At 56.7% G+C, this 12,226-nt stretch carries 15 protein-coding genes; 4 read left to right on the top strand and 11 right to left on the bottom strand.

The window, feature by feature from the left end:
• Nucleotides 1–42 precede the first annotated feature (42 nt).
• The gene (locus BVK86_RS05875; RefSeq protein ID WP_075945535.1) at nucleotides 43–261 is read right to left on the bottom strand and encodes a bacterioferritin-associated ferredoxin; all 219 of its coding nucleotides are present in this window, start codon (nucleotides 259–261) and stop codon (nucleotides 43–45) included.
• A 303-nt stretch (nucleotides 262–564) separates the two neighbouring features.
• On the opposite strand from BVK86_RS05875, the gene BVK86_RS05870 reads away from it, so the two are divergent.
• Complete coding sequence (locus BVK86_RS05870; RefSeq protein ID WP_007971324.1) at nucleotides 565–1,167, top strand: peroxiredoxin; 603 nt, start codon at nucleotides 565–567, stop codon at nucleotides 1,165–1,167.
• Between the two features lie 87 nt (nucleotides 1,168–1,254).
• Here BVK86_RS05870 and rnt read toward each other — a convergent pair whose 3' ends face one another.
• Together rnt and pyrC are read right to left on the bottom strand one after the other, a co-directional pair.
• Complete coding sequence (gene rnt / locus BVK86_RS05865; RefSeq protein WP_056853601.1) at nucleotides 1,255–1,932, bottom strand: ribonuclease T; 678 nt, start codon at nucleotides 1,930–1,932, stop codon at nucleotides 1,255–1,257.
• Complete coding sequence (gene pyrC / locus BVK86_RS05860) at nucleotides 1,929–2,975, bottom strand: dihydroorotase (RefSeq protein WP_075945534.1); 1,047 nt, start codon at nucleotides 2,973–2,975, stop codon at nucleotides 1,929–1,931. The genes rnt and pyrC overlap by 4 nt, the downstream gene beginning before the upstream one ends.
• A gap of 159 nt (nucleotides 2,976–3,134) precedes the next feature.
• On the opposite strand from pyrC, the gene BVK86_RS05855 reads away from it, so the two are divergent.
• Together BVK86_RS05855 and BVK86_RS05850 are read left to right on the top strand one after the other, a co-directional pair.
• Complete coding sequence (locus tag BVK86_RS05855) at nucleotides 3,135–4,040, top strand: flagellar protein MotY (protein WP_075945533.1); 906 nt, start codon at nucleotides 3,135–3,137, stop codon at nucleotides 4,038–4,040.
• 129 nt (nucleotides 4,041–4,169) lie between these two features.
• Entirely contained in the window at nucleotides 4,170–5,387 is a 1,218-nt protein-coding gene (locus BVK86_RS05850; protein ID WP_020799894.1) for an argininosuccinate synthase, read from the top strand.
• A gap of 151 nt (nucleotides 5,388–5,538) precedes the next feature.
• Here the strand turns inward: BVK86_RS05850 and BVK86_RS05845 are convergent, their stop codons facing one another.
• The gene (locus BVK86_RS05845; protein WP_075945532.1) at nucleotides 5,539–6,183 is read right to left on the bottom strand and encodes a hypothetical protein; all 645 of its coding nucleotides are present in this window, start codon (nucleotides 6,181–6,183) and stop codon (nucleotides 5,539–5,541) included.
• A 556-nt stretch (nucleotides 6,184–6,739) separates the two neighbouring features.
• On the opposite strand from BVK86_RS05845, the gene BVK86_RS05840 reads away from it, so the two are divergent.
• Entirely contained in the window at nucleotides 6,740–7,366 is a 627-nt protein-coding gene (locus BVK86_RS05840) for a response regulator transcription factor (RefSeq protein WP_075945531.1), read from the top strand.
• Between the two features lie 84 nt (nucleotides 7,367–7,450).
• Here the strand turns inward: BVK86_RS05840 and BVK86_RS05835 are convergent, their stop codons facing one another.
• From BVK86_RS05835 to BVK86_RS05805, 7 genes are all read right to left on the bottom strand, one after another.
• Nucleotides 7,451–7,630: a PA3496 family putative envelope integrity protein gene (locus BVK86_RS05835; protein WP_075945530.1), complete on the bottom strand. Its 180-nt coding sequence runs from the start codon at nucleotides 7,628–7,630 to the stop codon at nucleotides 7,451–7,453.
• Nucleotides 7,631–7,735: 105 nt separating this feature from the next.
• The gene (nth, locus tag BVK86_RS05830; RefSeq protein WP_075945529.1) at nucleotides 7,736–8,374 is read right to left on the bottom strand and encodes an endonuclease III; all 639 of its coding nucleotides are present in this window, start codon (nucleotides 8,372–8,374) and stop codon (nucleotides 7,736–7,738) included.
• Nucleotides 8,375–8,399: 25 nt separating this feature from the next.
• Nucleotides 8,400–8,987, bottom strand: a complete 588-nt coding sequence (locus BVK86_RS05825; RefSeq protein WP_075945528.1) for an Rnf-Nqr domain containing protein — start codon at nucleotides 8,985–8,987, stop codon at nucleotides 8,400–8,402.
• On the bottom strand, nucleotides 8,980–9,591 hold the full coding sequence (locus BVK86_RS05820; protein ID WP_075945527.1) for an RnfABCDGE type electron transport complex subunit G: 612 nt from the start codon (nucleotides 9,589–9,591) through the stop codon (nucleotides 8,980–8,982). The genes BVK86_RS05825 and BVK86_RS05820 overlap by 8 nt, the downstream gene beginning before the upstream one ends.
• On the bottom strand, nucleotides 9,588–10,574 hold the full coding sequence (locus BVK86_RS05815; protein ID WP_075945526.1) for an RnfABCDGE type electron transport complex subunit D: 987 nt from the start codon (nucleotides 10,572–10,574) through the stop codon (nucleotides 9,588–9,590). The genes BVK86_RS05820 and BVK86_RS05815 overlap by 4 nt, the downstream gene beginning before the upstream one ends.
• Nucleotides 10,561–11,583 carry an electron transport complex subunit RsxB gene (gene rsxB / locus BVK86_RS05810; RefSeq protein WP_075945525.1) on the bottom strand — a complete coding sequence of 341 codons (1,023 nt, stop codon included), beginning with the start codon at nucleotides 11,581–11,583 and terminating at the stop codon, nucleotides 10,561–10,563. Before rsxB ends, BVK86_RS05815 begins: the two co-directional genes overlap by 14 nt.
• Complete coding sequence (locus BVK86_RS05805; RefSeq protein WP_075945524.1) at nucleotides 11,580–12,149, bottom strand: Rnf-Nqr domain containing protein; 570 nt, start codon at nucleotides 12,147–12,149, stop codon at nucleotides 11,580–11,582. The genes rsxB and BVK86_RS05805 overlap by 4 nt, the downstream gene beginning before the upstream one ends.
• Nucleotides 12,150–12,226: the final 77 nt, after the last annotated feature.

Genomic DNA, 12,226 nt, shown 5'->3' with positions numbered 1-12,226 from the left:
AAAAAAACCGGACATAAGTCCGGCTCTTTGAATTTGGATTATTCAGGCAGCTGTAAATTCTGCAGGATAAGGAATCGCGGCTTGGGCAGTCTGCAATTCCATCAGTGTTTCGCGGACCACTTCCTTGGCAAGGCAGGCACATTTGCCACATTGACTGGCAACGCCCGTGGCCAACCGGACTTCTTTGTAGCTGCAGCATCCTTCATAGATCGCATCGCGGATTTTACCGTCGGTGACGCCAGTGCAGAGGCAAACATACATAAGAGAAGACCGTCGCTTGTTTATGTCTCGAATGCGATGGATCTTAATGTTAACGAGAATGATTGTCAAAGTGCTTTGAGGGAACATTTCCTGAAGGCTGACGAACGGTTTTCCGCTGCCGCGCAGGCGTTGATTTTACTGAAGCGATTTTACCTCGGCGGGAAAAACCGTTGAGGACAGGCCAAACACGCAGTGTATGATGGCCGGTCTTTGCGCAACGGATTTGTGTCACAGGGCTGTCGCTTGAGGGTGGCAGGCTGACGCAAACCTTGTTTTTCACGTTTCTACACCAGGAGATATCCAATGAGCGTACTCGTAGGCAAACAAGCCCCTGACTTCACCGTACCGGCTGTACTCGGCAATGGCGAAATCGTAGACAGCTTCACCCTGTCGTCGGCCATCAAAGGCAAATACGGCCTGGTGTTCTTCTACCCACTGGACTTCACCTTCGTTTGCCCGTCGGAGCTGATCGCTCTGGACAACCGCATGTCTGAGTTCAAGGCACGCAACGTTGAAGTGGTCGCGGTTTCGATCGACTCGCACTTCACCCACAACGCATGGCGCAACACCCCGGTCAACAATGGCGGTATCGGCGAAGTCCGTTACACCATGGCTGCCGACATCAAGCAGGAAATCATGAAGGCTTACGACGTTCAGTCCGCTGACGGCGTTGCCTTCCGTGGCGCGTTCCTGATCGACGACAAAGGCGTTGTCCGTTCGCAGATCATCAACGACCTGCCGCTGGGCCGTAACATGGAAGAGCTGCTGCGTCTGGTCGACGCTCTGCAATTCCACGAAGAGCACGGCGAAGTCTGCCCTGCCAACTGGAAAAAAGGCGACAAAGGCATGAACGCTTCGCCAGAAGGCGTTGCTGCTTACCTGACCGAGCACGCTGCCGCACTGTAAGGCGCACGCTCCCGCTGTAAAACGCAGCTACAAAAAACCGGCCATCAAGGCCGGTTTTTTTATGGGCGAACATTATTTGGCGACCTGTCAGTCGTCGAAATCTTCCCAGCCACCCATCTGCTTCCACCGATTGACGATGCCGCAGAACAGCTCGGCCGTCTTCTCGGTGTCATAGCGAGCCGAATGAGCCTCGCGACCGTCGAAGTCGATATCCGCTGCCTGACAAGCCTTGGCCAGCACGGTTTGACCGTAGGCCAGACCGGCGAGGGTCGCCGTGTCGAAGCTGGAGAACGGGTGAAACGGATTGCGCTTCATGTCCAGGCGCGCAACGGCGGCATTCAGGAAACCCAAATCGAAGCTGCTGTTGTGCCCGACCAGAATCGCCCGCTTGCAGCCGTTGGCCTTGAGTGCCTTGCGCACGCCGCGGAAGATGTCGTTCAGGGCCGTTTCTTCGCTCACCGCCATGCGCAGTGGGTGATCGAGCTTGATCCCGGTGAACTCCAGCGCGGCCGCCTCGACGTTCGCGCCTTCAAAAGGCTCGACCCGGAAGAAGTACGTGTGGTCCGGGTAAACAAAACCCTTTTCATCCATGGCGATGGTGGTCGCGGCGATTTCCAGCAGGGCGTCGGTGGCCGAGTTGAAGCCACCGGTTTCTACGTCGACGACAACGGGCAGGTAGCCACGAAACCGTGCGGCCATGGGGTGACGGGATCCGCCGCCACCGCCTTGACCTTCCTGTTCGTCGTCGAAATGGTCTTCACTCACGCGTGTTCCTCCAGCAGGCGCCAGCGCAGTTTTTCACCGGCGCGCAGCGGGATGACGGTCAGCTCGCCAAACGGCAGGCTGGTCGGGGCAGTCCAATCTTCGCGGACCAGGGTGATGCGATCGGTGTTTGCCGGCAGGCCGTAGAAACGAGGGCCGTTGAGGCTGGCGAAGGTTTCGAGCTTGTCCAGTGCATTGCGCTGTTCGAACGCTTCGGCGTACATCTCGATCGCCGCATAGGCGGTGTAGCAGCCGGCGCAACCGCAGGCGGCTTCCTTGGCATGCTGGGCGTGCGGCGCCGAATCGGTACCGAGGAAGAACTTCTCGCTGCCGCTGGTGGCGGCGTCGAGCAGGGCTTCCTGGTGCGTGTTGCGTTTGAGGATCGGCAGGCAGTAGAAGTGTGGTCGAATCCCGCCCACCAGCATGTGGTTGCGGTTGTAGAGCAGGTGATGCGCGGTGATGGTCGCGCCAACGTTGGCCGAGGCCGAGTTGACGAACTGCACGGCGTCAGCGGTGGTGATGTGTTCGAACACCACTTTGAGCGTCGGGAAACGCTCGACCACGCGACGCATGTGCTCATCGATGAAGATTTTTTCGCGGTCGAAGACGTCGACATCGCCGCGGGTAACCTCACCGTGGATCAACAACGGCATCCCGACTTCGGCCATGGCCTCGATTGCCGGGAAAATCTTGTCGATGCTGGTGACGCCAGAGTCCGAGTTGGTGGTCGCGCCGGCCGGGTACAGCTTGGCAGCGTGAACGAAACCGCTGGCCTTGGCCTCGCGAATTTCCTCAGGCAGGGTGCGGTCGGTGAGGTACAGGACCATCAGCGGTTCGAACGGGCTGCCAGCCGGACGGGCAGCGAGAATCCGCTGGCGATAGCCGTCGGCTTCAGCCGCATTGCGGACCGGAGGGACCAGGTTAGGCATGATGATGGCGCGACCAAAGGTGCGCGCGACATCCGCAACGGTATTGGTCAACACGGCACCATCGCGAAGATGAATGTGCCAGTCGTCGGGACGCAGCAGGGTCAGGCGGTCGGACATGAGGGGATTCCAGGCGGGTCAAACTGAGGGGAATGCTACCGGAAAAGACTCTTGCAGGCACTCGCTATCAAGTTTTGCAGGAAGCTTCCGATATCCAACAGGTATGCCGTAAACATCTGTGTGTCGGTCTTTTAGTTGTCGAAGCCAGTGGAGCCTCCCGTGCGCCAGCGTTATTTAGCCTTGCTCAGTGTGTTTGCCAGCCTTCCTGCGATGGCCATCACTTTCCAGACACGTCTGGAGAGCATTGAGTGGACGGTCGAAGGTGACAAGTTCGAGTGCCGGTTGACCCAGCCGATCACCGATTTCGGTTCGGGACAATTCGTGCGCCGCGCCGGCGAGCAGGCGACATTTCGTCTGAATGCCTATAACGCGATGCTGGGCGGTGGCTCGGCCACGCTGTTGGCGGCGGCTGCGCCGTGGCAACCGGGGCGGGGTGACATCAATCTGGGCTCAGTGCGGATCGGCAGCGGCAATGTGCTGTTCAACAGCTCGCAAGCGCAGGCCGGACGGCTGATCAGCGGTCTGATTGACGGTCGCAGCCCGGTGGTGCGGCACTCTTCGGGGGATGGCCGGGTATCGGAAGTACGTTTGTTGCCGGTCAGGTTCAACAAGGCGTTCGCCGATTATCAGGGCTGTGTGGCCAAATTGTTGCCGCAGAATTTCGATCAGGTGAAACAGTCCGAAGTCGGCTTCCCTGGCGGCGGTATAGATCTGGATGCGGCGGCAAAAGCCAAGCTGCAGGTGATGCTGGCGTACATGAAGGCTGATCCGACGGTTAACCACATCGAGCTCGACGGCCATTCCGACAACAGCGGCAACCGCCTGACCAATCGCGACCTGTCGCGGCGTCGCGCCCTGGCCGTGATGGAGTTTTTCAAGGCCAACGGGATTCTGGAATCGCAGATCACCATGCGCTTCCATGGCGAGCGATATCCGCTGGCGCCCAATATCAACAACGCCAACCGATCGAAAAACCGTCGTGTGGCCATACGCCTTGAGCGCGGCGCGCCCCCCGAGCAGGTGGCGCCTCAAGCCGTAAAACCGGCCTCTTCGGCGAGTTCCTGACTTACCGGTCATCGTCGCGCTCTCGACATAATCTGTCGCTTCGTCGTCATAAGCTGTCGCGCCACTGTAAATTATCCTGCATGAGCGGTAGACTTCCCGGCTTTCCGTAGAACCCCGTGGAGTGATGGCATGGCGGACGTAAACAAGGTCGTTCTGGCGTATTCCGGCGGCCTGGACACTTCGGTGATCCTCAAGTGGCTGCAGGATACTTATAACTGTGAAGTGGTGACCTTTACCGCTGACCTGGGTCAGGGCGAAGAGGTGGAACCTGCACGCGCCAAGGCTCAGGCCATGGGCGTCAAAGAAATCTACATCGACGACCTGCGCGAAGAGTTCGTACGTGATTTCGTATTCCCGATGTTCCGCGCCAACACCGTTTACGAAGGCGAGTACCTGCTGGGTACTTCCATCGCACGTCCGCTGATCGCCAAACGTCTGATTGAAATCGCCAACGAAACCGGCGCTGACGCCATTTCCCACGGCGCCACCGGCAAAGGCAACGACCAGGTTCGTTTCGAACTGGGCGCCTACGCCTTGAAACCAGGCGTGAAAGTGATTGCTCCATGGCGCGAGTGGGACCTGCTGTCCCGCGAGAAGCTGATGGATTATGCCGAGAAGCATGCAATCCCTATCGAGCGCCACGGCAAGAAAAAATCCCCGTACTCGATGGATGCCAACCTGCTGCACATCTCCTATGAAGGCGGCGTGCTGGAAGACACCTGGACCGAGCACGAAGAAGACATGTGGCGCTGGACCGTCTCCCCGGAGAAGGCGCCTGACAAGCCGCAGTACCTGGAACTGACCTACCGCAACGGCGACATCGTGGCACTGGACGGCGTCGAAATGACTCCGGCCACCGTGCTGGCGACGCTGAACCGTATCGGTGGCGAACATGGCATCGGTCGTCTCGACATCGTCGAGAACCGTTACGTGGGCATGAAATCCCGCGGCTGCTACGAAACCCCAGGCGGCACCATCATGCTGCGCGCCCACCGTGCGATCGAGTCGATCACACTGGACCGCGAAGTCGCTCACCTCAAAGACGAGCTGATGCCCAAGTACGCCAGCCTGATCTACACCGGTTACTGGTGGAGCCCTGAGCGTCTGATGCTGCAACAGATGATCGATGCGTCCCAGGCTCACGTGAACGGCGTCGTTCGCCTGAAGCTGTACAAGGGCAATGTGATCGTCACCGGTCGCAAGTCCGATGAGTCGCTGTTCGACGCCAACATTGCCACCTTCGAAGAAGATGGCGGCGCGTATAACCAGGCCGACGCGGCGGGCTTCATCAAGCTCAACGCCCTGCGCATGCGCATTGCGGCGAACAAGGGTCGCAAGCTGTTCTGAGACCTTTGAGCCGGTAATGGATTTGTGGCCTCCTCATTGAGGAGGCCACAAATTTGAAAAAAGCCTGGTCCAACTGATATTTCTATAACACGATTTTTTTCGTTTCCTGCGGGTTACCCCCCTCCGTGACATCACCGTTGAGTGGTATCCGTCAGTGGCAAGTTTTAATGATTGTCACTTTCCATGAACTCAAGTTGTAAATAGCGAAGAAAGTAGCGCGGTTGCGTTTGCCTGCCTGTCTGGAAAGGTTGAATACGCTTTCCTTGAGCCATTTTTCCGATTTTGTGTCTGCGATAAATAAAATGATGTGAAGTTGTTTTTCGCGTGAGTGTTGTATTTCCGGACACAAGGCGCCGAGTTCGGACCTTTTGTGGATATGGCGCGCATCAATGATGCGCAGATCGCTTGCTGATTCGGGCAACTGAACAGCTTGTTCACCAAAGAAATCCATCCCGGTGGCGTTGTCGTCCGGTGGAGCCTGTGCGGTAGGGGCGCGCGACGCCGGACGAACATCTGCTGATTCACTTTCCCGGTGATCCATATCACCAAGAACCTCTATGAAGTGTTCGCCCTTTTCATAATCGGAAGGTGCGTACAGCGACCGGTAGTTAAAGTTGAGTGTGACAAAGAAAAGAAGAAGCAAATAAAAAGGAAAGGAAATTAGAAACCATATGTAGATTTCCCTTTCCTCGTTATCCAGAAAGGGTAATGTGATTGCCGCCGAAGTTTCAGACAGCGTTGCGAATATCGCGATAACGGTGATGGGGTTTACAATTTTTTCTTTGGGTTTTTTCATGTTTTTTACTCATTTTGATTTGTCTTTTCTCTAGTGGTTAATGTTTTTGTGGTTGGGTGCTGTTAATGTTTGGTTGCTTATGAAGTTGGGTTGATGTTTTGTCCATTGCGCCTTGTTTTCCGGGTTTATCAAAATATACCCTGTTTGTATCTACTTGGGTTCCTGTTTTTAATGATTGCTAAAGTTCTGTTTTTTTCTGTAAGAGTGAGTTGAACTTGTTGTGTGATATTTCTCTTGTCAGCGATGGGTATCGAATGCAGTTGTTACTTTCAGGGGGGTAATAGCGTTCAGGTCGTCCGCCGGATGCGATAGCGAGGGAAATGCCGCTGTTATTTGTTATGAATTGAAACAAAAAAACACCGTGAAAACGGGCGTGCTCGACGCTGATACAGTTTTCGAAACGCAGAGTTCGAGGGTTTTTTGTAAGACTAATCCTCGATGTTTGTAGGGAATGTCTTTCGCTGTAGGTGTCCGGGGGGTGCGGCATGCCATGGGGGAAACGACTAGGCTATTGTGCTGGCTCTAAAAATTCGAACAGCGAAAATTGGACTTGCCCATGAATAAAGTGCTGATCGTGGATGATCACCCCGTCATTCGTCTTGCGGTGCGTATGCTGATGGAACGTCATGGCTACGAAGTCGTTGCTGAAACAGACAATGGCGTGGATGCATTACAACTTGCCCGTGAACAAATGCCGGATATTGTCATTCTGGATATTGGAATACCGAAACTCGATGGCCTGGAAGTTATCGCGCGATTGAGTTCGGCAGCACTGCCGATGAAAGTGTTGATATTGACCTCTCAGGCGCCTGGGCATTTCTCCATGCGATGCATGCAATCCGGAGCCGCAGGGTATGTTTGCAAACAGCAGGACCTGACGGAGTTGCTCAGTGCAATAAAAGCAGTACTGTCGGGTTACAGTTATTTTCCCAATCAAGCGTTGCACACCGTTCGGGCCAGTCTGGGGAACGCCAGTGAAGCCGAAATGGTAGATCGCCTGTCGGGGCGGGAGATGATGGTTCTGCAGCAGTTGGCCAGAGGCAAGACCAACAAGGAGATTGCCGATGGAATGTTCCTCAGCAACAAAACCGTGAGTACTTACAAGACACGGCTGTTATTAAAGCTCAACGCGCGTTCCTTGGTTGACCTGATCGAGCTGGCTCAGCGCAATGGACTTGTCTGATTCCGGTGTTGATGCGCGATAAGCGGGCACTTATCACGGTTCAGCACAAAGTAAAAAGCCTCCGTTTAGGGAGGCTTTCAGGTGTCATAAGTCAAAATCGTAATCGGCCAATTGCTTTTGCAGTCGGCGCTCCTCCAGCAGATTGTCGATGGTACGGCGTTTGCTCAGGTTGGTTTTGGCTACTTCAACCACCGGCTCGGCGTCATCAGCCTCGACGGGTGTGAAGTCGTCTTCTATGTCCAATTGCTCTTTGCCAGTGCTCATTTAGTTACTCCAGGCTAAGAAGGCCTTTGGGGGTCCTTATATCGACAATCCTCTGGCGGGTAAAAAAGATTTTTTCAATCGTGAATCAACAATTCTAATAGAACCTCAATCGTCGGAGGTCTTATGCTTGTATTCGCACAAGTCTTCGATACGGCAGCTGCCGCAACGAGGCTTGCGGGCCAGGCAGACATAGCGCCCGTGCAGGATCAGCCAGTGATGGGAATCGAGCAGGTACTGTTTGGGCACAAACTTCATCAGCTTGTGCTCGACTTCAACGACATTCTTGCCAGGCGCAATGCCGGTGCGGTTGCTGACCCGGAAAATATGGGTGTCCACCGCCATGGTCAGCTGCCGGAACGCAGTATTGAGCACGACGTTGGCAGTCTTGCGGCCTACGCCGGGCAAGGCTTCCAGTTCCTCTCGGGTTTGCGGTACTTCACCTGCATGGCGTTCGACCAACAGGCGGCAGGTCTCGATGACGTTCTTCGCCTTGCTGTTGAACAGTCCTATGGTCTTGATGTATTCCGACAACCCTTCAACGCCCAGCGCGTAGATCGCAGCAGGGGTGTTGGCGACCGGAAACAGTTTTGCGGTGGCTTTGTTAACCCCGACATCGGTCGATTGCGCCGAAAGAATGACCGCGATCAGCAATTCGAACGGTGAGGAGTAAGCCAGTTCGGTCTTTGGTTCCGGGTTGTCTTCATGCAGCCTGCGGAATATTTCCAGACGTTTTGCAGCATTCATGGGCTGTGCGTTTCCTCGAAGACGGTCAGTGTGAAGGTGGCGGGCGATGCCAGGCTTGCCATGCGGCGATCAGCAAACCCAAGAGAATAAAGCCGCCGGGGGCCAGTGTAGCCAGGCGTAAACCGCCGTCGGCGGTCAGCACCCAACCCTGCCATTGTGCTTGCGTCGTAACCAGCAACCACGACAGGTGGTGGCCAAGTGTCCCGTATCCAATGAATTCTCGCAGCAGGCTCAGGCCCACCATCGCAACACCGAACAGCCCATACACGCGCAGGCGATCTCTCCAGTTGAGCTGAAAGAACTTGTTTTGCTCCAGCACGACACATTGCAAAGCGAGCAATGCGCTATAGATGCCTGTCTGCTGATGCCATTGCAGTGACCACACCTGCGCGCCGAGTTCTGCACAACTGGTCAGCATCGCCGCGAGCAGTACGCTTGCCCACAAACGTGTCGCCCCAAGCAAGCGTGGTCGCAAAGCGTTCATACCCAGGCCGAACGAGGTAATCACCACAACGAACATCAGCCACAGGCCCAGTGCGTTCACCAATAAAGTGGTGGCGCCAATGAGTGGCGTCAGCATCAATGAGCACGGCAGTAATGATGATTTACTCATGGGGCGCGCTCCCGAGCAGTTGCTGCCGATGATCATCAAAGTAGCGAAGTGCATCGTGGGTGGCGTTGATTACCGCTCTGGAAGTGATGGTCGCTCCCGCCATCTGATCGAATTGTCCACGATCCTTTTTCAAGGCCCAGCCTTTATCGTCAGGATCGGAACGAGACTTGCCGGTAAAGGATTGAAGCCAGGTGTTGGGCCAGTCGGCGATTCGCGCACCGAGCCCCGGGGTTTCCGTTTGCTTGAGGGTTTTGACACCGATTAACCTGGCGTTTTCGTCGATGGCAATCAGCAGATCGATGGCGCCTGCGTAACCTAGAGTCTGGCTGCGCAGCAATACGGCATAGGGTTTTCCGCTTTTTGTCGCTCGATAGCCGGCCAGCAGGGTACTACTGCCCAGCGCGGTGTTTTCGAGCGTAAGCGGCTGATCCAGAGGCTGATTGTCGTAGCTGTCGGAGGGAAGCAGGTCAAGCAGGTTGCGACTGTCGATCAAGCGCTGTTCGGCGACGATACGTGGCGCGCTGCTGTGTTGCGCGATATAGGTCAGACCTGCGCCAGAAGTGCCCAGTAAGATCAGGATCGCAATGCTCGACGCACGATTCATGATGCGCTGCGCTCCTGCCTGGCGACAGCAAGCCTCTCCAGCGCGGGGACGCAGAGGTTCATCAACAACACCGCAAAGGCCACGCCGTCCGGGTAACCGCCCCACGTGCGAATCAGGTAGGTCAGCAGTCCGACGCCGACGCCGAACAACAGGCGCGCTAAGGGGCTTTTCGGGCCGGATACCGGTTCCGTAACAATAAAAAATGCCCCCAGCATGGTTGCGCCGGTGAGCAGTTGGAACAGCGGTGAGCCATGGGAATCGGAGCCCGTTCCGTTCCAGCACAGCAGGCTGATAAAGAACAGGCTCGCCAGCATGCCAACCGGTGCATGCCAGCTGAAAACTTTCCGATGCAGCAGGAATGCGCCACCGGCAAGGAACGCCAGGTTCACCCACTCCACACCACGACCGCCGAAGTGACCAAACGCCGGGCTCGCCGAAAACAGTTCGTCCATCGTCAGGCTTTTGTTGACCCGCAGACTGTCCAGCGCCGTAGCGCGGACCCACGCGTCAGGTGTCTGTCCGAAGCCAAAGATCTGTTGCAAACCATTCGTTAGATCCATCCCGTGGGATGACGGCCAATGGGTCATTTGTTGAGGAAAGGTCACTAGCACCAGCGCAAAGCCAAGCATCGCCGGATTGAACGGATTGGTTCCGACACCGCCATACAAGTGCTTGCCGAACACCATCGCGAACGCGGCGGCGCTGACGGTCAGCCACCACGGACAATAGGGAGGCAGAGCAAGGGCCAGCAGCGTCGCGCTGACGAAAGCGCTACCGTCGCTCAAGCTTGCCCTGAGCGGCCGCTGGCGCAACCGCAACATCGCTGCTTCGATCGTCAGTGCTGCGACGCTGGCCAGAATCAGATTGATCAACACGCCCCAACCATACAGCCAGAACATCATCAATGTTCCCGGCAGGGTGGCCAGCAGTACCCGTTTCATCGCCTGCTGCAAGCGATCGTCAACTGACTCAAGGGATGGCATAGGCTTGCACCTGACGTTCGGCCTCGCTGAGTGCACGCTGCAGGGCTTCGATCTGATCGGCGGATGCTTCGCTGTTTTGCGCTTTTTTCAGTTCGGCGCGGCGCATGGCCAGCTGGATTTTTGCCCGTTTCAACTCGGCGTCCTTGGTCGCAGCTGCCGGTGTTGCCGGGACCTGAACTGGGGCCGGCGGTGCAACGCTCTCCAGCTGCGCCAGGGTCCGTTCTGCCGCTTCGAACTGCTGTTGCAGGACGATGAGTTGCGATTGCTGTTCAAAGGTTGGCGGATGGCCGAAGGCTTTCAGCGATTTGTGCAATTGAGCCCGGCTCATCGCGACATCGATCCTGGCTTTCTTCAGCGCCGCATCGGCATTCGCCGCTTTCTGGGCGCGGACGCGTTCAAGGGCCGCTTGCACCGGGTCGAGAGTCGGTTCAATGGGCTGCGGTGCTCGCTGCAAGCGTGCCTGGCGATCGGCTGCTTTCTGTTCTTCTTCACGTTGCAAACGGGTGTTGCGTTGTTCGAACCGGCGACGTGCATGATCGCGTTTGGCGGCACGGGCTCTTAGCTCATCAAGGCTGAACGCCAGCCCCCCCACAATCGGTAAAACCGTGGCGATCGGCAACGGGCGCATTTCGATGCAATCGACCGGGCACGGCGCCACGCAGAGATCGCAACCGGTGCATTCGTCGACGATCACCGTGTGCATCAGTTTCGCCGCGCCGACGATGGCGTCGACAGGGCAAGCCTGGATGCACTTGGTGCAGCCAATGCATTCGGCTTCGCGAATATAGGCTATTTGCGCCGGGGCCGAACCACGGCTCACGTCCAGTTCCAGCACCGGCACGTTCAGCAATTGGGCCAGGGCGTTGATGGTTTCACTGCCGCCCGGTGGGCACTTGTTGATGGGCTCGCCGCTGGCGATGCCTTCGGCGTACGGTTTGCATCCGGGATGGCCGCACTTGCCGCATTGAGTCTGTGGCAAGAGGGCGTCGATGCGTTGAATCAGACTCATGTTTTGATCAGTCCGCTGAATCCGAGAAAAGCCACTGCGATCAGTCCGGCACCGATGAGATCGATCGGCAGGCCGCGAAAGGGCAGGGGAACATCGTTATCGAGTGTGCGCTGGCGCAGATCGTTGAAAAGACTCAACACCAGCCAGAAACCCAGGCCCGCACCCAGGCTCAGGGCCATGGCATGGAGGACGCCGTTGTCATCCTGAACGTTGAACAGTGTCAAGCCCAGAACGCCGGCATTGCCCGCCATCAGCAGCCACAGACCGTCGAACGAAAGCTTGGGCAACAAGCGTGCAAGCAGTTTGAGCAGGGGGCCGATCAACAGCACGCTCAGCGGCAGAAACACGAACAGGCGCAGGGCGGTCAGGTCCAGCGGCACCAGCAGCCAGTGAAACAGCGCATAGCCGAACACGCCGGCGATCAGCATCAGGCAGGTGGTCGCGATGCCCAGTGCGTGAACCTGTCGGCGCTCGCTGCCCACCAGCGAATCGACGCCCAGCGGCCAGTGCAACACGAGGTTGTTGATCAGGGCTGCACTGATAAGCGTCAAAAGCGTTTCGGTCATGATCGTCCATATCCGATGCCGGATAACCCTGTAGGCGCCACACCTGAGGGAGAGTATGGGCCAGACATGAAAATCCC

The organism is Pseudomonas reinekei, assembly GCF_001945365.1.
Taxonomy (GTDB): domain Bacteria; phylum Pseudomonadota; class Gammaproteobacteria; order Pseudomonadales; family Pseudomonadaceae; genus Aquipseudomonas; species Aquipseudomonas reinekei.
Note: the sequence above shows the minus strand (reverse complement) of the source record. Positions and strands in the feature narration are given on the sequence as shown.

Excerpts from the sequence above, each read along its gene's own strand:
- rsxB (WP_075945525.1), bottom strand. The coding sequence starts at position 11,583 with ATGAGTCTGATTCAACGCATCGACGCCCTCTTGCCACAGACTCAATGC.
- pyrC (WP_075945534.1), bottom strand. The coding sequence starts at position 2,975 with ATGTCCGACCGCCTGACCCTGCTGCGTCCCGACGACTGGCACATTCAT.
- BVK86_RS05825 (WP_075945528.1), bottom strand. The coding sequence starts at position 8,987 with ATGAGTAAATCATCATTACTGCCGTGCTCATTGATGCTGACGCCACTC.
- nth (WP_075945529.1), bottom strand. The coding sequence starts at position 8,374 with ATGAATGCTGCAAAACGTCTGGAAATATTCCGCAGGCTGCATGAAGAC.
- BVK86_RS05815 (WP_075945526.1), bottom strand. The coding sequence starts at position 10,574 with ATGCCATCCCTTGAGTCAGTTGACGATCGCTTGCAGCAGGCGATGAAA.
- BVK86_RS05845 (WP_075945532.1), bottom strand. The coding sequence starts at position 6,183 with ATGAAAAAACCCAAAGAAAAAATTGTAAACCCCATCACCGTTATCGCG.
- BVK86_RS05875 (WP_075945535.1), bottom strand. The coding sequence starts at position 261 with ATGTATGTTTGCCTCTGCACTGGCGTCACCGACGGTAAAATCCGCGAT.
- BVK86_RS05820 (WP_075945527.1), bottom strand. The coding sequence starts at position 9,591 with ATGAATCGTGCGTCGAGCATTGCGATCCTGATCTTACTGGGCACTTCT.
- BVK86_RS05840 (WP_075945531.1), top strand. The coding sequence starts at position 6,740 with ATGAATAAAGTGCTGATCGTGGATGATCACCCCGTCATTCGTCTTGCG.
- BVK86_RS05850 (WP_020799894.1), top strand. The coding sequence starts at position 4,170 with ATGGCGGACGTAAACAAGGTCGTTCTGGCGTATTCCGGCGGCCTGGAC.
- BVK86_RS05805 (WP_075945524.1), bottom strand. The coding sequence starts at position 12,149 with ATGACCGAAACGCTTTTGACGCTTATCAGTGCAGCCCTGATCAACAAC.
- BVK86_RS05870 (WP_007971324.1), top strand. The coding sequence starts at position 565 with ATGAGCGTACTCGTAGGCAAACAAGCCCCTGACTTCACCGTACCGGCT.
- BVK86_RS05835 (WP_075945530.1), bottom strand. The coding sequence starts at position 7,630 with ATGAGCACTGGCAAAGAGCAATTGGACATAGAAGACGACTTCACACCC.